This window comes from Spirosoma foliorum (assembly GCF_014117325.1).
GTDB classification, from domain to species: domain Bacteria; phylum Bacteroidota; class Bacteroidia; order Cytophagales; family Spirosomataceae; genus Spirosoma; species Spirosoma foliorum.
In genome coordinates, this window is the sequence record NZ_CP059732.1 from 4,462,241 (window position 1) to 4,487,410 (window position 25,170).

A 25,170-nucleotide genomic window follows, 5' to 3' on the forward strand; every position below is an offset into this window, starting at 1 on the left:
TCCAGCACGATTACCAGTCTACTACGGAGCCATCGAGGGCATTATAAGCCTCAGGATTTTTCCAGTCGTGACCGATTTTATCTTTCATGAGCGCATCGTCCAGCTCAACGCCCAGGCCCGGTCCTTTAGGAATCAAGACCGTACCGTCGCTTTGTAGTTTGAACGGATTTTTGATGTAGCCATCCCCCAACGAAACCTGCTCCTGTACCAGAAAATTGGGTACGCTGGCTGCCAGATGAAGACCTACTGCTAATGAAATTGGCCCCATTGGGTTATGAGGAGCAATGGGTACGTAATACGCTTCGGCCATGCCTGCAATAAGACGCCCCTCCGTAATGCCACCAGCGTGGCAGAGATCGGGTTGAACGATGCTGACAGCCTTCTTTTCAAGCAGCTCCCGGAATCCCCATTTGGTGAAAATGCGTTCTCCGGCCGCTATAGGGAGGTGCGTTCCTCGTGCGATGTCAGCCAAAACATCCACGTTCTGCGCCTGACAGGGTTCCTCTACAAACATGGGCTGAAACGGCTCCAGCTGCTTGATCAGCACTTTAGCCGTTTGGGGTGAGATGTTCCCATGAAAGTCAATAGCAATGTCCATCTCGGGTCCACCGGCTTCCCGTAACGATGCGAAGTTGTCGACTGCGTACTTGATGAATTGGGGGTTCTCGACAATATTGGCGGGGTTCTTATGCGCAACGCCCGTTTTGATAACTGTGAATCCCTCCGCTTTTCGTTTCTTAATGTCCTCCGCGTTACTAGCCCGACCGTAAATTCGAACCCGATCGCGGGTTGGGCCGCCGAGTAATTCATAAACCGGTACGTTCAGCAGTTTGCCTTTGATATCCCAAAGCGCATGATCAATACCGCTCAGGGCACTCGTTAGAATCGGGCCACCGCGATAAAAAGCATGTCGATAAATAGCCTGCCAGTGATGAACAATATGGCGCGGATCTTTCCCGATCAGGTAAGGCTCTATCTCTTTAATGGCGGTTTGGATAGTGAGAGCCCTGCCTTCGAGCAGTGGTTCGCCAAGGCCGTGAACACCCACATTCGTGTGAATTTTAAGGAACACCCACCGAGGTTTAACCAGAAACGTTTCGAGTTTGGTAATCTTCACATTGCTGTAATCGGCAAAATGACCGGGACTGGCAGAATAAGATGTTTTTGGCAATACCATCGTACTCATACCAGCAACACCCAATACGGATTGTATGACGCTACGTCGGGACACGCCTGTTTTTTTCATACGTTTTATTCGGCAAAGGTTTATTTAATCGATTAAGCAGTTCTAGAAAAAGAAGGGTTAAGTACAAGTTTACGGTGGTCTTACCAACCTATGTAAGTTCGTGATGTCAGGTTACAAACCCGACGCCGTGTAGTTATGCTGTTAATTACGGCCGGATAATCGTACCGTCCATTTTGCGGACCTGCCAGTTCGATTTAGTTGTGATGGGATATTTAGCCGCTTCCTTTTCGTCAACATCGACCCCTAAACCGGGCACCTCGTTAACCGACATGTAGCCTTTATTCATAGTCGGGCAACCGCTAAACACGGCCTGCGTTTTCTCGGAGAATTGTACGGCTTCCTGGATACCGAAATTCCACACGGCCAGATCGATGTGCGCATGAGCCGCGTGACCTACCGGCGAGACGTCGCCCGGACCGTGCCAGGCGGTGCGAATGTTGAACCACTCCCCTAACCTCGCTACTTTCATAGCTGGCGAAATACCACCAATTTGCGAGACGTGAATTCGGATAAAATCGAACCATTGGTTGACCATCGGCTCTTTGAACTCATTGATATTATTGAACAATTCGCCCATTGCAATCGGCACAGAAGTCGCCTGTCGGAGTTGCGCAAACCACTTCATATTCTCTGGTGAGAAGGGGTCTTCAATAAAGAAAGGCCGATATTCTTCAACCCGCTTAATCATATTGATGGCATCGATAGGTTGCACCCGCTCATGTATGTCGTGGAGCAACTCAATTTCATCCCCGCACTCCTTCCGAACGACTTCGAACATTTTGGGCACCGATTTCAGATAGAGCCGCTCGTTCATGTAGTTGTCGGTTTCTCCTCCGAAGCCAGCCACTTTGAAATCGGGTTTGTCGGCAGTGGCTCCCACCGCTCCATAACCTCCTTGCTGAATACGGATATATTTGAAACCATCAGCCATGAACTTCTTGACACTATCAGCTGCGGCTTCTGGGGTATTGCCTCCCGCGTGGGTATAGCAGGGAATCGCAAAGCGTACTTTGCCGCCAAGTAATTGATACACTGGCATTTTCGCCCGTTTCCCTTTGATATCCCAAAGCGCCTGATCAAGTCCCGAAAGTGCGTTGTTGAGCACGGGGCCGTTACGCCAGTACGAACTGACATAGGTCGACTGCCACATATCCTCGATATTGTCCACGTCTTTGCCGACACAAAACTCATTCAGATACGTGTTGATAGCCACGATAACCGCAGCGGCTCGTTGGGTAAACGTAGCACAGCCAAGCCCATAGAGTCCCGGTTCCGTTGTTTCAACCTTAACGACAATCAGGTTAGAACCCTGGGGCGCCGTGGCAATAGCCTTGACACTTTTGATTTTAACGGGTGGCGCACCAACGGCATACGGGGGCTTGCCTTGCTGTTCACGAGCTTCGGCAGTAGAGACGCCACCAAACAAACCGAGTAGTCCGGCTGATGAGCCAAATCCCAGCATTTTTAAGGTGTCCCGGCGGCTTTGGTCAAGGTGATTCATAAGAAAAAGAAAAGGGTTTAGAGACAGTATAGGGCAGTGAGAAGACTAAAAAAAGTCGATTTATCACTAATAAATAGAGTCAAAATCTAATTTTTGTAGAGGCAAAAAAATAGGTACCCATTCAGAACAAAGTTCCATGCGTCTATTTCCAGTTTAGGTTTTGAATCGGTTTCCGGACTTCTTTTGCTGCTTATATCTTTATCGCCTATCCTCTGCGAGCAATAAAGAACCGTGTCCTTACCAGTTATGAATCGCTCCGTCCGGGCTTTTCAAAACGGGGTGCGGGAACTGTGTTTTGGTTGTAACTTCCATAACGAACGTTGCTTTTTTAGGATCGAATTTCACTCCCAACCCTGGGTTTGGATTCAGGTATAACTTACCATTTTTGAAGTTTATGAAATCCTCATTGAAGTAAGCCGGACGTTCAGGTTCGCCCCCACCCAATTCCATCAGACAGCGATTTGGACTGCTAGATCCTAGAACGTGCACCAAAGCAGCCGTTGATAAAGGCCCTGTAAAGTGCGGAATCATACCTGCGTAATGCGTCTCGCAGAGGGAAGCTATCTTTTTAAATTCGCCAATGCCGCCGGTATTAGGTAGTGTAACGCGCGTGTAATCGATCAAGCGCTGTTCAATTAATTCATTAATATCCCAGCGATCGCCAAATTGCTCACCAACCGCAATGGGTACGTTGGTCATCTGACGCACCGTTTTGTAGACGCCTGGGTTTTCAGAACGAACAATATCCTCTACGAAATAAGGCTCCAGATTTTCAAGCGCCTTGCAGATTTTGATGCCCTCCGTTAAGTCAAACCGAGTATGCAGATCAAGTGCCCATTTGCCACCACCGCCCACGGCAGCGTCGATACGCTTACAGAATTCAATTGTCTTTTTGGCGTTATCGTAGAAATCAAACGGTTGCTCCCCATTGCCTCCCGTTGGCCCAATCCGATAGGCGCGTAAACCAGCTTCTATGCAATCTCTGGCCCGTTCTTCTTCCGTTTTGGCTTTCGACGCTCGGAAACCAGTCGCATAACATTCAACATAATCGCGGGTAGCACCGCCCAGCAAATCATAGACGGGTACGCCCAGAGCCTTTCCTTTAATATCCCACAGGGCCATTTCAAGCGCTCCTAAGGCGTGGAGTTTTTCGCGGCCCGGCGGATAAAACATACCCCGGTATACATTCTGCCAAAGGTGCTCTACGCGGAACGGATCTTCGCCAATGATCATCTGGGCACACTGCTCAATCATGTCTTTGGAGCCACCTTCGCCAATGCCGATAATGCCCCCATCGGTCTCGATTTCAACAATTCCACGAGCCTGATTAAACAAAGGTTTGTTGTACCCAGGCGCTGCGTAATACCGGATTTTGGTGATTTTTAACTTAGGTGCAGCCAGCGCAAGATTTAATGGTAGGCCAGCGACAATAGCCGCTGACCCGACAACAGAGGATTTAAGAAAGTTTCTACGTTGCATGTACTGTTAAGAGTAAGGAATAGTCGAGTCAAGGATTAGCTTAAACGATTAAGCAAATGGGTAAATTTAAGTATGAACAAGCTGCTTTGTTTTTGAAGACGCTCGTATAATCAGTTCTGCTTCCATTAATATCTGCGATGGTTCTGCCTGTGGGTGCTTCAATTTCTTCATTAAAAATTCAACTGCTGTTTTGCCCAAAAGTCCAATGGGTTGTTTTACATACGTTATTGGACAATAGTATAGGTCAAATGCTTCTGCCTGCCCAAAACTGACGATGCCCAAATCGGCGGGCACATTCAGATCTAATTCATTAATATATTTTAGTCCCGTAACGGCCAAGCTGTACGTGGCAAAAACAATTGAATCAATTGGCTCCTTAGCCGCCAGCATTTCATTGATAGCTGCTTTAACGCCCTGTTCAATGGCACTGATACGCACCTGCTTTAACCATTGCGGTTGAAAGGATACGTTATTGTCAGCTAATGCTTCCTTATAGCCTCTAATCCGTTCCTGCATATGGAAAAGTTGCGAATCATAGGCAATCATTCCAATACGCTTGTACTCACTTTTTACTAAATGTTCGCCAGCGGTATAGGCCGCTTTATAGTGATCGGTGGATACGAAATCAGTTTGTATATCCGGGAAATACCGGTCTAGCAAAACAAATGGAATATTTTTCGCCTGTAGGTCCCGCACTTGCTCAGCCGAGTCTTCAGAGGAAACGATAATAAATCCATCTACCTGCCGATTAATCAATACGTCTAATAAATCCCGTGATTTCTCGGCGTTTTCGTCTGAGCTGCCGATAATAACGGTATAGCCATTTCGCTTTGCTTCGTCTTCAACTACCCGGGCGATATTCGCAAAAAACGGGTTCGATATATCTGCAATAATTAACCCAATGGTATGTGTTTTGCCGCTTCGCAAACTTTTCGCTAAGTGGTTAGGCTGGTAGTTAAGTTCTTTGGCTATTTGCCTGATCTTAGCAGCAATTTCCTGCCCTACCCGACTCTCTTTTTCTTTTCCATTCAGAACATAAGACACAAGTGCCATAGAAACACCCGCTCGTTGCGCTATATCCTTTAACGAAGTTTTTTTAGCACTCATCTAGTAACAATTGCGCTCAAATCTATGCTTAAACCTTTAAACAAAAAAGAATTTGCCAATATTTTTTTAATGATTTTTAAACGAATAGTACTATTTGTGACAGAAACGTGATGATCTATCCACTTATGGGGGCCACATATAGTGGGACCATGCTGTTTTCGCCCAGTCGATAACCCATTCATTAAAAATAAATGGGAGCCCCAAGAAAGTATTTTCCCGAAGCTCCCATACCATTCTCGCCGGGTTAAAACCCGGCGAGAATGAGAAATAAAGAGAAGATTATCTAGGCGAATCTAGCTCACTAAGCACTGGGCTTCTTAAGCAACTATATTCGTCAATGTTCCGATTTCATCAATACTAATGCTGATTTCGTCGCCAGAACGTAGCGTAAAATCATCGGGTGGAACAATACCAGTGCCTGTCATCAGGAAACACCCCTGCGCGAACGAACATTCTCGATAGAGAAATTCCACGAGTTCTGTGTGTTGCCGTTTCATCTGGTTAATGGCGATACTATTTGTAAAAACAGCCTGTTGATCCCGGATGATTTCCAGCCGAATTTGCGTTTCGGGAGCGATTGGCGTTTGCGGAACATACAAGCATGGACCTAAAGCGGCACTTCCATCATAACTCTTTGCCTGAGGTAAATACAACGGGTTTTCGCCCTCAATGCTTCGCGAACTCATGTCATTGCCACAAGTATACCCCACAATTTTACCCGACGATGTAATAAACAACGTCAGTTCAGGTTCGGGCACATTCCAGGTCGAATCGGCGCGGATACGAACGTCGGCACCAGGCCCGACAACCCGTTCGGGCGTAGCTTTGAAGAACAGTTCGGGGCGGTCGGCATCGTAAACGCGATCATAGAAATTGTCGCCCCCCGATTTTTTGGATTCTTCCATCCGGGCGTTACGGCTACGCAGATAGGTAACTCCCGATGCCCATACTTCCTGCCGTCCAATGGGGGCTAGTAAGCTGGTTTGGGTCCAGGCTTGATATTCTTCTGACGGTTGAGAAATGGCAGTCGAAGTGACTAAAAAGTCATGCAAATTATCGCGATTGATCAATTCATCCCAATCCTCAGCGAGGATGGAATAAAACTGATTTTCAAATTCTGCGACGATACCGGAGCGGGTTTTGTAGAGTTTCATGAAAGGCTAATTTATCGGCAATTATAGCGCACTTAGGCGACTTTTTACAGTAAAAAGTGTTATATTAGATAGTTTACTGCTTTCCAGGAAATGCTGCAAAAAACCCGGGGTCTTGCCCTTAGCTACCTTCGTTACCGCGAAACGTCGATCATCGCCCGCATCTACACCGAAGAATTCGGCTTACAGAGTTATATTGTCAATAGTGTCCGTACGGCCCGAAGCAAGAATAACAAAATAGCGTTGTTTCAACCGTTAACGTTGCTGGATATGGTCGTTTACAACAAGGATGATCGCGACCTGCACCGGCTTTCGGAGGTTAAAACCAGCTACCCATTTCAAAGCTTACCATTCGAAGTTGCGAAGTCAACCATCGCGATGTTCGTGACGGAAATGCTTAACAAAGTGTTGAAGGAAGAAGCCAGCAGTCCGCAGCTGTTTCGATTTCTGGTCGATTCGGTTCTATTCCTGGAAGAAGCCCGAACAAACTACGAAAATTTCCACCTTGCTTTTTTACTCAAGTTGTCGTTTTTCTTAGGATTTGGCCCAGAATCGGCCCGCGAATTTGACGATCAGCTTCGCGAAAATTCATACCCATTCCTGCCAGACAATGAAATGGAAACGGCGCTGAATATCATGCTACGCTACCCACTCGGAACGCCCATTAAACTCCAGCGATCGTCAAGAAATGAGCTACTGGATGCGTTAGTGGCGTACTACCAAATTCACATTGATTCAGTAGGCGAAGTAAAATCGCTGCCAGTGTTGAGAGAAGTGTTGGGGTAAGTATTGTACCCACGGGCTTCAGCCCGTGTTTTAGGTAAATTCATGGGCTGAAGCCCGTGAGTACAAGTGCTAAATCTTACGTTTCAATTCAAAATGCTGTCCCAGATAAACCCGCCGAACCTGATCGTCATTGGCTAGATCTTCGGCAGTACCCTGTTTTAGAATTTTACCTTCGAATAACAAGTACGCCCGGTCGGTGATGGAGAGGGTTTCGTTTACGTTGTGATCCGTTATAAGGATACCAATGTTGCGGTGCTTCAATTTGGCAACAATGCTCTGAATATCTTCAACCGCAATTGGGTCAACGCCCGCGAAAGGCTCATCTAGAAGAATAAATTTAGGATCAACGGCTAGCGCGCGAGCAATTTCAGTGCGTCGACGTTCACCACCAGAAAGCACCTTGCCTTTACTCTTCCGAACGTGCGTAAGACTGAACTCTTCCAGCAGTTCCTCTACTTTTTCTTTTTGTTGCTTCTTCGGCAACGACGTCATTTCAAGCACTGCCAACACATTTTCCTCAACGCTCAAATCACGAAAAACGGACGCTTCCTGCGCCAGGTATCCCAAACCAAGCCGTGCCCGCTTGTACATGGGCAAGTCGGTTACGTCTAAATCATCAATAAAAACCTTACCGCTGTTGGGCTTTACCAGTCCAACAGCCATATAGAACGACGTTGTTTTACCTGCACCATTGGGTCCAAGCAGCCCAACAATTTCTCCCGTTTCAACTTGGTAAGACACATTGTTGTTGACCAACCGCGACCCGTATTTCTTAATTAAATTTTCTGTTCTGAGAAGCATGTAGTTTTGTTGTTAGTCACTGTACCTACGGGCTTCAGCCCGTATTTTACTTAATTGGAATAAAACACGGGCTGAAGCCCGTGGGTACAGTAACTACACTTTTAAATCTTTAAGCATTAACTGCAAAGAGACATTTCCGTTAAAAAAATTCTGCTCTACCTGATAACAGATTGAAAAAGGTCTGCCGGCCCTGAGCTGATCTGCCATGTGCGCAAACCCAAACCCGATGGCCGTCAATGTGTGCCCCGATCTTCCCTGCCGTACACTTATTTTCAGATGCTTTTCCTTCATAATAATGGGTTCGGCAGCCAGATACACATCGTTTGTCATAAAGGTCGGTTGCAGGTTATGTGGACCAAAAGGCCCCATCTGCTTCACAATCCGGACAAGCTTATCGCTAATTTCACTGAAGTCCAATGGGAGGTCAATGTCAATTAGCGGAGTTAGGTGTTCTTCTTTAATCGTCCGGGCAACAACCTCTTCAAACTTCCGCCGAAACGCATCAATATTGCTAACCGACATGGTCATACCTGCTGCAAACGTGTGACCGCCAAACTGTTCCAGCAAATCGGCACATTCTTCAATAGCTTCGTACACATCAAACCCCGGCACCGACCGTGCTGATCCAGCCGCCTTATCGTTCGACTGGGTCAGGATAATCGTTGGCCGATGAAAATGCTCGATACAGCGCGACGCCACAATGCCAATTACCCCTTTATGCCAGCTGGCATCAAACAAAACCGTACTCTTGGCATGAGTTAGCACATCACTCTCCCGAATCATTGCCAACGCCTGTTCGGTAATGCTACTATCGAATTCGCGTCGGCTATTGTTATGCTTATTAATTGCCATCGCAAACTCGTCGGCTTCTTCCTCCGATTCGGCCAACAGTAGTTGAACAGCCGCTTTCGCATGCTGAATTCGGCCAGCTGCGTTGATTCGCGGCCCTAAACCAAAAACCACATTCGTAATGTCCAGCTCCCGCGTAAAGCCCGCTATTTTGATTAACGCTTTCAGCCCAGTTCGTGGTTCTGCGTTAAGATATTTTAAGCCATAGTACGCCAACACCCTATTCTCGCCCGTAAGCGGTACAATGTCTGAGGCAATACTAACGGCTACTAAATCGAGGCAGGGATAGAGTTTTTCAGGTTCAATGCCCTTGTGCATGCAAAACGCCTGAAGCAGCTTAAAGCCAACTCCACATCCACTCAACTCTTTATAAGGATACGAGCAATCAGCGCGTTTAGGGTCCAGCACAGCAGCCGCATCGGGTAGTTCGTCGCCAGGGCGGTGGTGATCGCAGATAATAAAATCGACGCCAAGCGCTTTCGCTTCGGCCACACGCTCAATTGATTTAATGCCACAGTCGAGGGCAATAATCAACGAAAACCCATTCTCGGCGGCCCACTCGATTCCCTGTCGTGAGATCCCGTAACCTTCCTTATATCGGTCGGGAATATAATAATCTATCTTTGTGTGATAGTTTTTCAGAAAGCCATATACCAATGCTACCGAAGTCGTGCCGTCTACATCGTAGTCGCCATAGATCAGGATTTTCTCCTCCCGTTCGGGCAGCATGGCCATTTGAAGGCGCATAATAGCCCGATCCATATCCTTCATCTCGAACGGATTATGCAAATGACTAATTTCGGGCCGAAAAAAAACGCGCGCATCATCGTAGGTTGTGACACCTCGCTGAACCAGCAAAGCCGCCAGAAATGGACTGATGCCCAATGACTGCGTTAACGACTGAATAGCAGTTTGCTGCTCCTTCGAGTCAGGGAACGGTTTGGGTATCCATCGTTTAGGTGGTGGGGACGGCTGGGCTATCATAACTGCAAGATAAATCCGTTTTTAGAAAAACGCTCTGTCTATGTTCTTTTTGCTTTCAATTCTTACGCTCTTGTCTCCGGGTTATAGTCCTGTAATTTCATCATCGAAAGCGACCTTAACCATTGATATTCATAATATCCGCTCTCAGAAAGGGTCTGTTTATATTGCGATCTATAAACCGAACAGTGGATTTCCGGACGGTAAGCCAATTGATGGAAAAAAAACTGAAATAAAAGGAACGAGCGCACAAACAACCTTTTCCATTGAACCGGGCGAGTATGCCGTAGCGGTTTTTCATGATGAAAACGACAATGGAGTACTGGATAAGCGGATGTTTGGTATTCCTAAAGAACCCTACGGATTTAGCAATAATTTTCGTCCCCGAATGTCAGCCCCAAAGTTCAAAGATTGTCAGTTCACGGTTGGCAACCACGACAAGACTATCAGTATAAAGCTGGATTCTTTCTGAATTTGGATTCGTCTGATTGAACTGATTTTTATGATTTATTTAGCCATAAATGACTTACTCTTTGCTGCTAATAGCCAAGTCGTAAGCGTTTCAATTAATAAGAATTAACAAAATCATAAAAATCATTTTCATCAAAAAAATCCTACCGGGTTGCCGCTGCAATTCAGATTTTTTTTGTAATTTTACCCGGCAAATAACACAACCTGCTATTTGCTCATGAGCTTAGATACCAGTAAGTTCCTTTACGAGGCTCTCACCTACGACGACGTACTGCTGCTGCCCGCCTATTCAGAGGTTCTTCCACGCGATACGCAAACCGTTACCCAGCTTACCCGTAACATTCGTTTAAACATTCCGCTTATTTCGGCGGCAATGGATACCGTTACCGAATCGGCCTTGGCTATTGCCATGGCACAGGAAGGCGGAATTGGCATTATCCACAAAAATATGAGCGTTGAAGCCCAGGCCGAACAGGTCCGCAAGGTGAAACGTTCAGAGAGTGGAATGATCATTGACCCTATCACCCTACTCGAAACTGCTTCATTGGGTGATGCGCACAAAATTATGCGCGAGTTTAAGATTGGCGGTATTCCAGTTGTTGATGAATCGGGCAAACTCGTTGGCATTTTGACGAATCGTGACCTGCGTTTCCAGCACGACATGTCGAAACCGGTCACCGACGTCATGACGCAGAATAACCTCATTACGGCACGAGAAGGCCTAACGCTTGAAGAAGCCGAAAGTATTCTCCAGCAACATCGGATTGAAAAGCTACCCATTGTCAACAACGACTACCACCTGGTTGGCCTGATTACCTACAAAGATATCCTGAAGAAGAAGAGCCACCCGAACGCTTGCAAAGACGAGCTGGGCCGGTTACGCGTAGGCGCTGCTGTTGGCGTTACCCATGATCTTACCAAACGCATTGAAGCCCTGGTTAAAGCGGGCGTCGATGTGATCAGTGTCGATACGGCGCACGGCCACTCGAAAGGCGTTCTGGATGCTGTTCGCGGCATCAAAGAACAGTTTCCTAAACTACAGGTGATTGCCGGTAATGTGGCAACAGGCGAGGGCGCCAAAGCCCTGGCTGATGCCGGTGCCGATGCCGTGAAAGTTGGGGTTGGACCGGGCAGTATCTGTACCACACGCATTATTGCGGGTATTGGTATGCCACAATTAACGGCCGTTTACGAAGCATCGAAAGCATTGCAGGGAACTGGTGTTCCCGTTATTGCCGACGGTGGCATTCGGTTCTCGGGCGACATTACGAAGGCACTTGCCGGTGGAGCCAGCACCGTGATGATTGGTTCTCTCCTGGCTGGTACCGAAGAAGCGCCCGGCGAAGTGGTTCTTTATGAAGGTCGTCGGTTCAAAACTTACCGGGGTATGGGCTCCGTAGAAGCCATGGAAGATGGTTCGAAAGACCGTTATTTCCAGGATGCCGAAGATGATATCAAGAAACTTGTTCCCGAAGGCATTGTGGGTCGGGTGCCCTTCAAAGGTAAAGTTTCCGAGATTATTTATCAGATGGTTGGTGGTTTGAAAGCTGGTATGGGCTACTGCGGTGCCATCGATATTCCGACTTTGCAACAAGCCAAATTTGTAAAAATTACCACGGCTGGTGCACGCGAAAGCCATCCGCACGATATTTCAATTCAGAAAGAAGCACCGAACTACTCCGTTCGATAAGCGACTTAAGGTCAGGGAAGTTACGATTTCTCTGACCTTAATTTCCAATAATAACTCGTCCAGTTCCTTCCTGAATGAGTTTCCCCGCCCCCCAAAATTGAATTCCCTTAGCCAGCCCTGTATAGGCATTGGGAATTGTAACCGAATGCCCGTCCATAATCTGAACAGGTAGTGTACCATCAGGAATACAAGTGCAATTCCAGGTAGTTGGCGAATTCCAATTGCCACTTCTAATCGAATAGACTCCCGTAGGGACAACTACCGTTACAGTTACATTCTCACTTTTATCGCTCAGACAAACCTTAGTACCCGTCGTTCGCTCACAGCGGGCGTAGTATTGGGTGGTACCGGTTGGCGAAACCGGCATACTAATGGCTACATCATCGGCAGTCTGATACCATTTTAGGACAGAGCCCGTATCTGTACAACCGGTGGCATTGAGTGTAATTGACCCACCAGCCGTAATGGTTGTACTCGTACTGGTAACAACAGGCGGAGCGGTACTTAAAATGGTAAACGTAGTAGCAACACGGCAGACACTTCGTTCGGGAGTTGACACATAAAACGTGGTGGTGCCAGGCGTGGCTGTATTAGGAATGCCGGAGCCCGCTACCCCTACCGGATTGAACGTTGGGATTACAGCTATTGGCGTAGTACTCGTAAGGCTAGTAAACCAGGTTGGCGTGCCCGTGAAAAAGACAGGGGCGCTTCCCTGTAAAGTAAAGCTACCTGTTACATTGCTAGAATAGGTAGCCACAACCAAAATGTAAGTTACGCCCTGCGTAAGTGAATGAGTTAACTGAGACAGATAGGCTGGGCCACTATCGTCATCGCCATGCAGAAAATTAGTAGCTGGGCTTGCGGGATTAAAGGATGTTTGATACAATGATAGATATGTATCATTATAGCCATCACTCAAAGTAGCTGATGTAATCCCAAACGTTTGCGTACCACTCGAAGGCGCTGTAAACGTAAACGCCTGATAATAAACCGAACGACCGGCCGTGTAGCTCGTTACGTCATCCCCTGAAGCACGAGTATATATTGGCGAACTGGTTGATAGCGTTCGGGTAACCGTATTGGTTTCTACAATTGCTACACTGAGGCCTCCATCACTAGGCACAGTAGCATTCTGACAAACCGAATACGAGCCGACAATAGGAGTTACAACAGGGTTGACTATAACATCAACTGGCAAACGTGAGGGACCTGCTCCACAACCACTTGGACTTATTGAGAAGGTATACCGAACCGTGATCGGCTGATCAGTTGTATTGATCAGTGTTTCGTTAACTATCGCCGAACTGCCCACCGCACTGGCATTAGTAATGCCCGCCACAACAGCACGAGTCCAGCTAAAACTAACGCCCGTTGTGCTTGAGGTGGCCGTATAGGTAAATGAAGATCCTGAACAGGCGGTTGCTGTTGCCGGTGAGCTGAGCGTATTTCCCCCAATCAGGGTATAGTCCTCGGTCACAATCCGATCGTCTGATGAAACACCCGTCGAGGCATTAGCTCCTAAACCCCGTCGGGCAAAAGCTCGACCGATAGCGCAACGATATCGTCCTCCAAACAAGAGCTGGTCGGCCTGTAGAATGGCGTCGCGAGATTGCACAAAACTGGGGCTACAGGGTTGTAAACGTAAGCCTTCGGTCACCAACTTTAGAGCCGCTATGTTGCCCTGCATAGCCGTTACGCTGGTGGGTGTATCGTAGATGTTAGCGGTAATCTGGTTATCCTGCAAGATAATTTCCCAGGTCATATCCCACAACATGGTAGCCCAGATGGTGCCAATTCCGTGCGGTATCGAAAAATTCGTATCGCCTACTTTGGCATACGTAACAGCACTATTGACATTGGCCATATCGTAGGAATAGGGATATTGGCGGATACCCAGTCCGATGGTCGGCTCCCCACTGGCATACGTTCCTATTCCCCGTGGTAGATTAGCGCTGGCCACATTGGCACTCAACGATGACCAGGGGGTTGTCATCATCAACGCCAGGTAATCGCTCCACCCCTCTCCTCCTTGTTCAGCGTTTTGCAGACAAGTTGAATTGGCTGGCCCTCCTGTCAGTCGGGCTGACCAACCATGCCCGTATTCGTGCGAAATAATGCCATTATCAAAATCACCATCTGGCTGGTACGTATTCGCATTACTCCAGAGGTACATCTGCATACGGCCATTTACCCCATCTTCGGGCACATAAAAATTGGCGTTATCCAAACCACCCCCATCCTGTGCATCGGCAAGTACATAGTCGTTGCCAAGCCCACCACGTCCCTGATTATTGTTCTGAAAGTTGCCGCTTGGCTCATCGAAACCAAATTTCCACAGTACGTCGTGAAGCAGGTTATTCCAATAAAATAGATTGGTAATGGCTGCATTCTGATTACCTGCAGCTGTATTTAAACCCTGTGTATAGGGGTAATTAAATTCCAGCGTAGCCGATGAAGGACTAGCCCCTACCTCATTGTTGTTATCGGTATCTTCCTGTGCCCAAACGTTATTTCCCCGTGTTGTTATATAGTCGACACTACCATCGTTATGCCAACCATTCGTTGCTCCGGGACCCGTGCCAGTGGGTACAAAGCGTGCGTATGGATTGACCGACTCCGTACGCGAACCGTGATTGGGACTTTCGAGCGGGTAATCAAAAACGGTATAGCCATTGGGCGACAAACTCTCTTTTCTGAATCCAAAATAAGCCGATGAACTGGGGCAATTATGAGGGGTGGTCAGGTGATCAGGTGTGCCAAAGTTACAATGAACAACGTCATCTTTTTTCTTGAGTATCTCACCCGAAAACGCATCGACATGGATATTCCAACCGTTTTTGGCATCTTTTGTCAGGAAGCGTACATTCCAGGTAAGCGCCAGTTTTTCAACGAGTTTCTGTCCTTTCTGATCAGCCTCGACCGGAAGCCAGTACAGTTTTACATCAATTTTTTCGTCAGACAGATCGGGAATCAAATAGGTACTTTTTGTAAGCGTCCCATCGGTTAGCTTTGTAATCGTTGGTGCCTGCGTTTGTGCCAAATTAGCGGAGGCCAGTCCTACGTTGGCAGTAGCTTTCTGCAAAGCGTCGAACGGAGTAATGGTGCCTTTTAGCGCACTCGTTCTCGGTAAAAGGTTGATACCAGGAATAAAATTGTGATTCAGAGCGGCTACCTGACCACCGATCAGGACAATACTCATGACCCGATTATACACCTCTACCGACTGATAACCCTGATTAAAATAAACGTGATACCAACCTGTGGTGGGCGACCGATAGGTGCTTGACACGACCAGCCCATTCACATCGGCAGCTGTTAATTTTTGCTGCTCTATGGTAGAAAGCACGTATTTCCGGGCAGTTTCTACTTCAACCTGCGCATATACCTGAACCGGGTTAATTAGCCATAAGCTAAGCAAAGTGAGCCATATACCCAGATATTTACTAGCCTGTGCGTAAACCTGTTCCATCATTGGCAGAACGATGTGTGTGAAGAGCTTCAAATATTCTGCAGTTAAGATGGGGCAATAAGCTAATTTTCTCAGCAGAGTTCAGTTCAGATATAATGCACCGCACTAGTCGTGCCATGCGTAGAAAGGTTAATTTCGCGGATACCGATACGATAATGATCAACGGCAAATTCCGGAGTATCCTGTCTCATCTGGTAGAACGTTGACGGCGAAAGCAACACCAGCAGATTACCGCGCTGCACAATTTTATCGACATGATAATGGCCACAAACAACCGTTACATGACAAGGTAATTCGTGGACTAGCTCAAGGAATTCATCACTTTGCCGGAACGGATACTTGGTATCCATAAATTCTACATCGGCCGGAAGGGGCGGATGATGCATCATAATCAGCACATTCGTATCGCGCAATGCGGCTAAATAATCACGTAGCCAGGTCCACTGAGCTGACGAAAATTCGCCTTTTGATGAATCCAAAAACAAAGCTGGTCGACCCTCGAGCGGCAATGCATAATATAATTCATTGCTATTCAGATCATGTTTTTTTTGAAATACATCGGCCAGTATAGCCGTATCATCATGATTACCTGCAATCACGTAATGCGGGATGGGCAATTCGTCAAGGTGCTTTTTTACCCATTCGTAAATAGACCGATCGCCGTGTGCATTACACAAATCTCCCCCCCACGACTAAACAATTGGGTTTCAAACTTCTCACGAATTCCAGGGCTTTCAGAAAATTCTGCCGGACATCAACACCCTGCATCTTTTCGCCCTCAGCACCAATATGTATGTCTGTTATAAAGGCTATACGCATAATTTATGTATGATATAGGATATAGTAAGTATGAGGGTCAGAATATATCATATACCCTACATCATATATCTTTCTTCGCTTCGTTCCAGTACACGTCCATCTCAGCTAATGTCATATCATTCAACGTTTTGCCATTAGCACGAGCTTGTTCCTCCAGGTACTGAAATCGTTTGATGAATTTTTTATTGGTACGTTCGAGAGCCGTTTCGGGATTGATATCGATGAAACGGGCATAATTGACCAACGAGAACAAGAGATCCCCGAACTCGCCTTCGGCCCGCTCGTGGTTAATTGCTTCGTTGCTCTCGGCATTAAATTCAGCCTTGAACTCCTGCATTTCTTCCTCTACCTTTTCCCAGACCTGTTGTTTCTCGTCCCAGTCGAAACCAGCGCCACGGGCCTTTTCCTGGATACGCATGGCTTTTACCAGAGCGGGTAACGAGCCAGGTACGCCCCCCAACACCGATTTGTTGCCTTCCTTCAGTTTAAGCTGCTCCCAGTTGGCCTTTACCTGCTCTTCTGTTTCGGCGACCACGTCCCCATAGATATGCGGGTGCCGACTAATGAGCTTGTCACAAACGCCATTCAGCACATCAGCCATATCGAACCGGCCTGGCGATCCGGCTTCTAGTTCAGAAGCAATTTTAGCGTAGAAAACCAGGTGTAATTGAATGTCGCCCAACTCTTTCCGTATCTCTGGAAGATCTTTTTCCAGAATAGCGTCGGAGAGTTCGTAGGTTTCTTCGATGGTCAGATGTCGTAAGGTATCCATCGTCTGTTTTCGATCCCACGGACACTGTTCACGCAGTTCGTCCATGATGGTCAGCAGCCGGTCGAATGCCATCAGTTGTTCCTGACGACGAGGGGGTAATTCAGAAAGGGTCATGGTGTAAACTTACACAAAACACTTATTCAAAAACTATTGAAATTGTTCAACTTTGTACTATGTACATCACAAAGGTAGAACTACAGAACTTCAAACGCTTTACTGACTTAACCATTGATGGCATTCCTACGAATGCGAAATTGGTCTTACTTATTGGTTCCAATGGGTCGGGCAAGTCGTCGGTATTTGATGCGTTTGAGTTTTTAAACACAGGATCAAAAACGCATATCCATCAAAAGAGTGGTTCAGAGTATAAAGGCGCTATGCAAAGTTTGTTGAGCAGCCTTTCTTCTCTGAAAAAGCGTAGAGACTTACAAACCACTATTTTTATAGAAGACAATCAAGGAGAATCATCTCGATTTGAAGAGACGAAATCACCTATATCTATTAGTAAATTATCAGATAAGGCCTTCTATGGCCGAACAAGCTTTCGGCAAGTTGCTAGGTTAACCCGGCGTCAATCAGAAGAGAACAGTGTCTCTACAATCGAAGCCGACTCAGATAGACCCCGTACTTTTATTGACCGCGATAATCGGTTTGAAGCTGATATAGACCGTATAGCAAGGCAAATTTTCCAGGAGATTTTCAGGAATGGAGCTTCTGCTCAACAGATAAAGGACAAATATATAGAGCCTATAAATCAAGCTTTTGATCGCATTTTCGACTCTCAGCTAATTAACAGACTATCGCTTATTGAGTTTATACCACCTGGCGAAGGGCAGGCAACTCAGGTAAATTTTAGAAAGGGAGAATCCGAAATATCATACGATTATTTAAGCGCAGGGGAGAAAGAAGTTTTCAATATCCTTTTTAATCTGCTCGTTCGTCGAGATCAATTTACGGATACGGTTTATTTTTTTGATGAAATAGATCTCCATCTGAATACCAAGCTACAATTCAACCTGCTTAAAGAAATTACTGAAAACTGGATTCCAGAAAACTGTCAACTCTGGACAGCTTCGCACTCGCTTGGCTTTATCGACTATGCCCGACAGTATGAAAAAGGAGTAATTATCGATTTCGACGATCTGGATTTCGACCAGCCTCAGACCCTGTTTCCTGAACCCAAGGAGCGCTTAGATGTGTACGACATTGCTGTGCCTAAGGAGATGCTTTTTGAGATTATGAAGGACAAGAAAGTAGTAGCCTGTGAGAACCAAAATGCTGAATTCTATAATCTGCTAGCCCTTCCCAATACAATCTTTGTGGGTATGAAGGACGCACGCAGTGTATTTCTACAGGTGAAAAACGATCCAAGATACCATTCTCTTCGTGATCGAGATTTTATATCGGATACTGAAATTGAAAAAATAGAATCGATCTACCCAAATCATCATATACTTCGCTACTACAACTTCGAAAACTATTTATATCATCCAGATAACCTCACTGAACTAAATCCGACTGGATTTGACCGTGCTACGTATATTAAAGCTCTAAATCAGTATAAGCAGGAACGTTACGACTATATTTTGCCGGGGCTTATATCTTCTCGTCAGACTTATGAAGAGTTTAAAACGGATGATAAGCTTAAAGACAAATCCACAGATTCCATTGTGCACGATTTAAAAAGCGACGATTTTGAGCGGTTTTACAAGTATCTCAATATGAAAAACCAGCATGAAAAGATAGATCCTGCTCTTGGAAAAATTCCTCAAAAAAGCCTCGTTCAAACCAACTGGTTTCGGCAACAAATCCAAGCCATTCTGAACCGGTAGAAATATTTTCGCTGGTTTTCTTGATTGTCACTCCTTTTATTTATTTACTTTGCAATACAAAGTACTTTACATATGCAAACACACTACGCTTCACCGTATAGCCCGGCCTTGTCACCAATCCGCGACACACAGACGGGAAAAGGCCTTCGGGCCCTAACACTTTTAACGATAGCGGGGCTAACTTTAGTGATAACCCGTGGTCTTTTAACGGGTAATTGGTGGTTCTTCGTCATGTTAACCTGGAACCTGTTTCTGGCGTGGTTTCCATTGGGCGTCGTGCTGGTTCTTCGCGATTTACGAGCAGCGGGTGGCCCGTCGTGGTTTAGAAGCCGGTGGCTCTTTGTGGGTGCTCTACTGCTCTGGCTGGTCTTTTTACCCAATGCCCCCTATATTATTACCGATCTGTTCCACATCAAAAATATCGACCATCCTCTTCTCTGGTTCGATACTATGACGATATTCCTTTTTGCGTTAACTGGATTATTGATCGGTTTGTATTCCATTTTGCTGGTTCACCGAATGCTTCGGCCACAAATGGGGCAATGGCTAACCTGGGGGCTGATGCTGATTTGCCAGATTCTGTCGGGATTTGGCATTTATCTGGGCCGCGTTGGTCGCTGGAATAGCTGGGATATATTGACCAATCCATCCGCACTCACCTCGGCTATTGCCCATGTCTATCACGACCATTTGAGCATAAAACTTACATTGGCTTACGGCTTTGTTCTGATTGTTTTGTACGTGGCCTTTTACTGGTATGCCGAGCACGAGGAAAAGCCACACAAACTATAACCAGGCACCCAGTACGCTTATTTTAATGTTATGTTTGCCCAATGATTGATTTTCGTAAAGTCATCCGCAGTTTTCGATTTGCCGGGCAAGGTATTCTGGATTTATTCCGTTTCGAGAATAATGCGAAAGTACATCTACTGATTGCCGGTCTGGTTGTTGCGGCTGGTTTATATTTGCACCTAAACCGTACTGAATGGGCTATTATTTTAACGCAAATCGGATTGGTTTGGACTGCCGAAGCCTTCAATACCGCCATTGAAAAATTATGTGATTTTGTATCGCCAGGACTACATCCACAAATCAAAGCGATTAAAGATATGGCATCAGGGGCTGTGTTAATTTTAGCTATTGTAGCCGTGATTGTAGGTCTAATCATCCTTGGCGGGCGGCTCCTGGAATCCTTTCAATAAATTAGTCATTCATTATTCAGTTACGTTTACTCTTTCTACACTTTCGTTCTTTAGACTATGCACGAATCCCGCGAACACCTGCAAACGCTGACGGAAATCCGTAGCCTGATGGAGCGCTCTTCTAAATTCCTGTCATTGAGTGGCTTATCGGGCGTATCGGCGGGAGTAATTGCCCTGATCGGAGCCTTTCTTGTCTCCATGCGTTTGCAGACAAGCTTCTTAACCCGGCTTACTGACAGTGGCCACTCGACAGGAGCTACTCAACTAAACTATCACGATCAACGGCAGTTTTTAGTCAGTGTAGCAGCTGGTGTGCTTGTAGCAGCTCTGCTAGCGGGTACGTATTTTACCCTTCGAAAAGCGCGACGACAGGGTCAGAGCGTTTGGAATCAATCGTCTCAGCGGTTACTTTGGGCAATGGCTGTTCCGCTGGCAACTGGTGGAATATTTTGCCTTGCCCTCCTTTTCTATAATCTGATTTGGCTGGCCTTTCCGGCAACGCTTATTTTTTATGGACTGGCGTTGTACAATGGCAGCAAATACACCTTTCGCGATGTGGAATCTTTGGCCTATTGCGAAATTATATTGGGCCTGCTGTCGGTGTTTTGGCCGGGCTATAACCTGTTGACGTGGTCACTTGGCTTTGGGGTTCTGCACATTGTGTACGGCCTGGCCATGTACTACAAATATGAACGTACTACTGCATGAATAACGACCTGCTCGCTCAGTTTAACAAAGCCTTTGAAAGCAAAGCGCGGCTAAGCATCATGTCGGTTCTGATGGTTAATGACTCCCTGAGTTTTAATGCACTGAAAGAACTGCTTGGCCTCACAGACGGCAATCTGGCCACGCACCTTCGTGCGCTGGAAGAAGCGGGCTATGTAGCTGTACAGAAGCAGTTTATTGGGCGAAAACCGAATACCACTTACTCGGCAACACCACTTGGCCAACAGGCATTTACGGATCACCTGAATGCCTTAGAAGCGTTTATTAAGAATATGTAAATCCATCCTGCACAGTATCCTTACTTGCCTATAACACAAACCTTAACCAGTGTTTGTAAGACCCTATGTCGCTATTTTTTACCCTTTTAACTTTGTAAAACAAAGTACTTTCATGAAGATAGAATCGAAAGAGAATCAACTGAAAGCTGATTCTGAACTACCAATCGCACAGACAGATAACATCGAATATGGTCTGTCTGCATCTCCCCGTTCTCGTCTACTGGAACCGTTCCGAGATTCAACATTTGGTTTAGGACTTGTACTGCTATTGATTTCGGGGGGAGCGTATTTGGTGTATGACTTCTCTGAGACGCGTAAGGAAAGTGCGATGAACAATGTATTCTTTATGCTTCATTACGCCCTGGCCTTATTCTTCTCGTTGATGTTATTAACGGGCAATATTCTTCATTTCCACTGGAAACAGTATCCTGAAGGTCGTCACTCAAGATGGCTGGGTTTGTTGCTATGGCTCATCAGTGCCTACGCCTTGAACCGCAATATGTCTGTCTTTCAAAAATCGACTTCGTGGCTGTGTTGGGCACTCGTCTTGGTTGGAGTAGCTATGGTCCTGTACAGTTGGAAAGAATCGCTAACCGTTCGGATGCAGCAGTTACTTTATGCTGTGCTGGCGGTTGGCTGGTGGTTGTTTGCCTATATGGCTATTTACGTGTGTCAACTGTATATCATTAGCATACCATTACTACTTGGGTTAGGCTTATCCGTTCATACGTTCGTGCCACTTCTTTTCGCGATCACACTTGGGAAACGACTGTGGGAGGATGCAAAACGCGAAGAACATTTGCGACTTGGTATTAGCGTTGGGCTATCTGTACCGCTTCTGGCCATCGGTTTATTTCTAAGCGGCTGGATTCGCGACCTTAACTCTATGGAGCAAACGCGGCTGGAAGCTACCATCCGAAAAACCAGCGATCTCCCCGACTGGGTTCTTATCGCTCAACAACTTAAACAAAACGGCGCTGTATCTAGCTGGATTACCAATCGGCTTTTGTTGAGTAATCGAGTATATGCACAGGGCCATTTTTTCGATGACAGTAGTTGGGGTTTTGGTGGGCTAACGGCTTCCGACGATGTGCGCGAACATGATCCGCTGATCGTTATTGCTTCGCAATTGTTTCCTATCGATGTACTGAGCAATGCCGACCAACTAGCCTTGTTAAAGGTGCTTATGGGCAACCGACATGGCTCGGAAGAGAAGTTCTGGACGGGTCGGCACTTGGCAATACAGGATATTGTATCGCAGGTGCGTATCTGGCCGCAATTTCGGGTGAGTTATACCGAGCAAACATTTCGGATTCGGAATCAGGCACGTAACACCACCGAAGAAGCCCTGCTTACGTTTCATATGCCACCGGGTTCGGTCGTTTCGTCCATGTCACTCTGGGTTAACGGCCGCGAGGAGCCTGCTCGACTGACAACCGTTGCCAAAGCCGATTCAGCCTATCGTAGAATTGTAAACGTAGAGTCAAAAATCATCGCTCGAGATCCATCAGTCGTGTATTGGCAGGAGGGGAATCGGGTAACTGTGCGCGTATTTCCATGCCTGGCCGGTGAAGATCGGCGCGTAAAATTAGGCATTACTTCTCCCTTGACATTTAAGAGCAGTCCAATGGCAAATCGGCTAACTTATCAGGTTCCGTATGTCGAAGGCCCGGATGCGAGTTCGGCAAAAGAGCTTATTCATGTCGATTTTGATTCAACCCCGATCAATATCACAAAGCCCTGGTTATGGCAAGCGCTCAACAGTAAAACGCTTACGCATCAGGGCCGTTACAATCCTGATTGGCAACTCGTATTCGACGCACCGAATTTATCTACCGATGCCTTTATACTCAACAATCAGGCTTATAAAACAGAATCACTAATACCAGAAAATGAGTCATTTACGCCTACTGATGTGTATCTGGACGTAAACAAATCGTGGAGTCAAAGTGAGTTTAAAGAGGCCTTTCAGATGATTCAACGCCAGCCAAACTGCCGGGCTTGGGTATTCGATGATGGATTAAAAGAGCTTGACGAAACAGAACTGGAACCAACTTATAAACGACTCCATAAACAAGAATTTAGCCTCTTCCCAATTTATCGGATTCAGAATCCGGCAACGGCTCTGCTCATTACGAAAAGCACAGATATATCGCCCACGTTGAGCGACTTAAAGAATAGCCCGTTTGCCGAAAATCTGGGGCAATTAGCGAAACAGCAAGTACCTATTCGTACATTTTGTTATCGATCAGATGATCAGCCAAACAACCTCACGCCTTACCTAAAAACGTTGGCAGAACTCAGCGTGCTAAACGTGACAACAGGCTATAGTTTCAATCTGACTCAGTATGTCAACAGTCACGAGTTCCCTTGCCAAACCAATGAACCAGCACTTATCGAGTTGCCCGAAGCCGGGATTGCCATTCGCGAAACATCCAGCCAACCAGACCAGGCGTCGGTAGCCCCAGACCATCTTGCCCGCTTATTTACGTACAATCGATTATTACACCAGATTGGGCGACAGTATTTTGTCAAGAACTACCAGACAGAGGCACTCATTCAGGAAGCCCAACAGGCTCATATTGTATCGCCAATATCGAGTTTAGTTGTTCTCGAAACGGCTGCTGATTACGATCGATTTGGCATTAAAAAAGACAATTCAGGCCTTGACAACGCTACTCTGAAACAAGAAGGAGCTGTACCCGAACCCCACGAATGGGCCTTGTTGATTATGCTGGCGAGTTTAATTGGATGGCTGATTTGGCGAAAGAGATATGCTCTCAATTGATCTGACCACATTACTGGCAATTTCACTACTCGTTTACGCCTGGTGGCCAGGCAACGCAGGCAGGAACCGCTGGACGGGCCGGTTAGTGACCTTATGCCTACTCTCACCCGTTCTCCGTTATCTTTCTGCCCTCTTCTCGTTCCCAATTCGTTTGCAGCTCAGCACCTGGGCGGGTAGTTTGCTTCGATTAGTTGGCCTGAATGTGCAGGTAGAAGGCAATGTACTTATTAAAACCACCCGAGAATTTGGTTCTGTTGAAATGGCTGTTGACCCTGCCTGTATGGGGCTACAACTCACTGGTGTGTCGCTTTTGGCTGGGCTGTTCGCGCTAATTTGGCAAGAGCGTGAACAGCAAAAAAAGGTCTCACTGGGTTGGATAATCCCTTATCAGTCAGTCGTTTTTGGACTAACTATTTTCTGCAATTTGTTTCGAATCGTGCTATTGGTCGCTTTAGGGGCAATGCCCGGCACCTGGGAACATGAAGGCATCGGCTTGGCCTGTGTGCTGGTTTATACATGGCTCCCGACCTGGTGGCTGGCGCGTCTATTCGTACAGCGAATGGGCCAGGTAGAGTCCTACAACTCATCCCTGGAGTTAGCCACTAACCTGTTAAAACCAGCACGCTGGAGCTTCGGGTTAGTGGTGGCTGGCCTTAGCATCAGAGCTTTAGCGGCTCTACCAAACAATAAGCCGATCAAAATCGGTACAAATTCTAAATCGACGCTAGGCATTGGCTCTAGTTATGAGTCTGGCTGCCAGCGAAAAGTCCTTGCCAACGGATTTATTCAACTTTCAAAACCAGGCTTATTACTCTATCTAAAACCACAGTCCGACTGGTTCAGTGCTGATCATAGCCCGATGGCTTGTTGGCAGGGCAGCGGTTATGAACTTCGCCGGGTTCGGGAAACGGTAGTCGATGGGCACCCGGCTTATGTTGGGGAGTTGCGAAAAAGAGGCCAGACTCTATATACCGCCTGGTGGTTCAGCAATGGAACGTTAACCACAATAAGCCAACTGACGATGCGCGGGCGGATGCTTCGGGGCGAAACGGGGTTTGTGCTTGTCAATCTGACCGTCGAGAAGCCATTCCGGCAATCTTAGGCCATGTATAGTAGCTATGCGTGTTGTCAGGTTCATGAACTTGACAACACGCATAGCTCTTTCCTAAACTAACGTGAATTATGGAGGATTTACGAATAGAATTATACTAGTTTTTTGTCA

Annotated in this window: 21 protein-coding genes; 10 read left to right on the forward strand and 11 right to left on the reverse strand. The window is 46.6% G+C overall.

Annotation, left to right across the window (positions count from 1 at the left end):
• Nucleotides 1-10: 10 nt before the first annotated feature.
• From dgoD to H3H32_RS19005, 5 genes are all read right to left on the reverse strand, one after another.
• Nucleotides 11-1,246 (reverse strand): galactonate dehydratase, encoded by a 1,236-nt coding sequence (gene dgoD, locus H3H32_RS18985; protein ID WP_182457153.1) that lies wholly within the window; start codon nt 1,244-1,246, stop codon nt 11-13.
• Between the two features lie 145 nt (nt 1,247-1,391).
• Nucleotides 1,392-2,747 (reverse strand): enolase C-terminal domain-like protein, encoded by a 1,356-nt coding sequence (locus H3H32_RS18990; protein ID WP_182457154.1) that lies wholly within the window; start codon nt 2,745-2,747, stop codon nt 1,392-1,394.
• 237 nt (nt 2,748-2,984) lie between these two features.
• Nucleotides 2,985-4,226: a mandelate racemase/muconate lactonizing enzyme family protein gene (locus H3H32_RS18995; protein ID WP_182457155.1), complete on the reverse strand. Its 1,242-nt coding sequence runs from the start codon at nt 4,224-4,226 to the stop codon at nt 2,985-2,987.
• A gap of 66 nt (nt 4,227-4,292) precedes the next feature.
• Complete coding sequence (locus tag H3H32_RS19000; RefSeq protein WP_182457156.1) at nt 4,293-5,333, reverse strand: LacI family DNA-binding transcriptional regulator; 1,041 nt, start codon at nt 5,331-5,333, stop codon at nt 4,293-4,295.
• 317 nt (nt 5,334-5,650) lie between these two features.
• Nucleotides 5,651-6,487 (reverse strand): fumarylacetoacetate hydrolase family protein, encoded by an 837-nt coding sequence (locus H3H32_RS19005; RefSeq protein WP_182457157.1) that lies wholly within the window; start codon nt 6,485-6,487, stop codon nt 5,651-5,653.
• 90 nt (nt 6,488-6,577) lie between these two features.
• Between H3H32_RS19005 and recO the strand changes: the two genes are divergently transcribed.
• The gene (recO, locus tag H3H32_RS19010) at nt 6,578-7,270 is read left to right on the forward strand and encodes a DNA repair protein RecO (RefSeq protein WP_182457158.1); all 693 of its coding nucleotides are present in this window, start codon (nt 6,578-6,580) and stop codon (nt 7,268-7,270) included.
• 69 nt (nt 7,271-7,339) lie between these two features.
• Here recO and lptB read toward each other — a convergent pair whose 3' ends face one another.
• Nucleotides 7,340-8,071, reverse strand: a complete 732-nt coding sequence (lptB, locus tag H3H32_RS19015) for an LPS export ABC transporter ATP-binding protein (protein WP_182457159.1) — start codon at nt 8,069-8,071, stop codon at nt 7,340-7,342.
• 93 nt (nt 8,072-8,164) lie between these two features.
• On the reverse strand, nt 8,165-9,904 hold the full coding sequence (gene recJ / locus H3H32_RS19020) for a single-stranded-DNA-specific exonuclease RecJ (RefSeq protein WP_182457160.1): 1,740 nt from the start codon (nt 9,902-9,904) through the stop codon (nt 8,165-8,167).
• Nucleotides 9,905-9,944: 40 nt separating this feature from the next.
• Here recJ and H3H32_RS19025 point away from each other — a divergent pair, with 40 nt between their 5' ends.
• Nucleotides 9,945-10,373, forward strand: coding sequence for a DUF2141 domain-containing protein (locus tag H3H32_RS19025; protein ID WP_182457161.1), 429 nt, complete (start codon nt 9,945-9,947; stop codon nt 10,371-10,373).
• Between the two features lie 216 nt (nt 10,374-10,589).
• Nucleotides 10,590-12,062 (forward strand): IMP dehydrogenase, encoded by a 1,473-nt coding sequence (guaB, locus tag H3H32_RS19030; RefSeq protein ID WP_182457162.1) that lies wholly within the window; start codon nt 10,590-10,592, stop codon nt 12,060-12,062.
• A 37-nt stretch (nt 12,063-12,099) separates the two neighbouring features.
• Here the strand turns inward: guaB and H3H32_RS19035 are convergent, their stop codons facing one another.
• The 4 genes from H3H32_RS19035 to mazG form a co-directional block, all read right to left on the reverse strand.
• The gene (locus H3H32_RS19035; protein ID WP_240543409.1) at nt 12,100-15,564 is read right to left on the reverse strand and encodes a M36 family metallopeptidase; all 3,465 of its coding nucleotides are present in this window, start codon (nt 15,562-15,564) and stop codon (nt 12,100-12,102) included.
• 53 nt (nt 15,565-15,617) lie between these two features.
• Entirely contained in the window at nt 15,618-16,208 is a 591-nt protein-coding gene (locus tag H3H32_RS19040) for a metallophosphoesterase (RefSeq protein ID WP_309547094.1), read from the reverse strand.
• Complete coding sequence (locus tag H3H32_RS38040) at nt 16,201-16,350, reverse strand: hypothetical protein (protein WP_309547095.1); 150 nt, start codon at nt 16,348-16,350, stop codon at nt 16,201-16,203. Before H3H32_RS38040 ends, H3H32_RS19040 begins: the two co-directional genes overlap by 8 nt.
• A gap of 61 nt (nt 16,351-16,411) precedes the next feature.
• Nucleotides 16,412-17,236, reverse strand: coding sequence for a nucleoside triphosphate pyrophosphohydrolase (mazG, locus tag H3H32_RS19045; RefSeq protein WP_182457163.1), 825 nt, complete (start codon nt 17,234-17,236; stop codon nt 16,412-16,414).
• A 59-nt stretch (nt 17,237-17,295) separates the two neighbouring features.
• Between mazG and H3H32_RS19050 the strand changes: the two genes are divergently transcribed.
• The 7 genes from H3H32_RS19050 to xrtN all read left to right on the forward strand — a co-directional run bounded on the left by H3H32_RS19050 (nt 17,296) and on the right by xrtN (nt 25,050).
• The gene (locus H3H32_RS19050; RefSeq protein WP_182457164.1) at nt 17,296-18,954 is read left to right on the forward strand and encodes an AAA family ATPase; all 1,659 of its coding nucleotides are present in this window, start codon (nt 17,296-17,298) and stop codon (nt 18,952-18,954) included.
• A 72-nt stretch (nt 18,955-19,026) separates the two neighbouring features.
• On the forward strand, nt 19,027-19,746 hold the full coding sequence (locus H3H32_RS19055; RefSeq protein WP_182457165.1) for a DUF1361 domain-containing protein: 720 nt from the start codon (nt 19,027-19,029) through the stop codon (nt 19,744-19,746).
• Nucleotides 19,747-19,787: 41 nt separating this feature from the next.
• Complete coding sequence (locus H3H32_RS19060; RefSeq protein WP_182457166.1) at nt 19,788-20,156, forward strand: diacylglycerol kinase family protein; 369 nt, start codon at nt 19,788-19,790, stop codon at nt 20,154-20,156.
• 57 nt (nt 20,157-20,213) lie between these two features.
• Nucleotides 20,214-20,864: a hypothetical protein gene (locus tag H3H32_RS19065; RefSeq protein WP_182457168.1), complete on the forward strand. Its 651-nt coding sequence runs from the start codon at nt 20,214-20,216 to the stop codon at nt 20,862-20,864.
• A complete protein-coding gene (locus tag H3H32_RS19070) occupies nt 20,861-21,160 on the forward strand; it encodes a winged helix-turn-helix domain-containing protein (protein WP_182457170.1) in 300 nt (99 codons plus the stop codon). Before H3H32_RS19065 ends, H3H32_RS19070 begins: the two co-directional genes overlap by 4 nt.
• Nucleotides 21,161-21,272: 112 nt before the next feature.
• Complete coding sequence (locus H3H32_RS19075; RefSeq protein ID WP_182457172.1) at nt 21,273-23,948, forward strand: XrtN-dependent VIT domain-containing protein; 2,676 nt, start codon at nt 21,273-21,275, stop codon at nt 23,946-23,948.
• Entirely contained in the window at nt 23,935-25,050 is a 1,116-nt protein-coding gene (gene xrtN, locus H3H32_RS19080) for an exosortase N (RefSeq protein ID WP_182457173.1), read from the forward strand. Before H3H32_RS19075 ends, xrtN begins: the two co-directional genes overlap by 14 nt.
• Nucleotides 25,051-25,170: the final 120 nt, after the last annotated feature.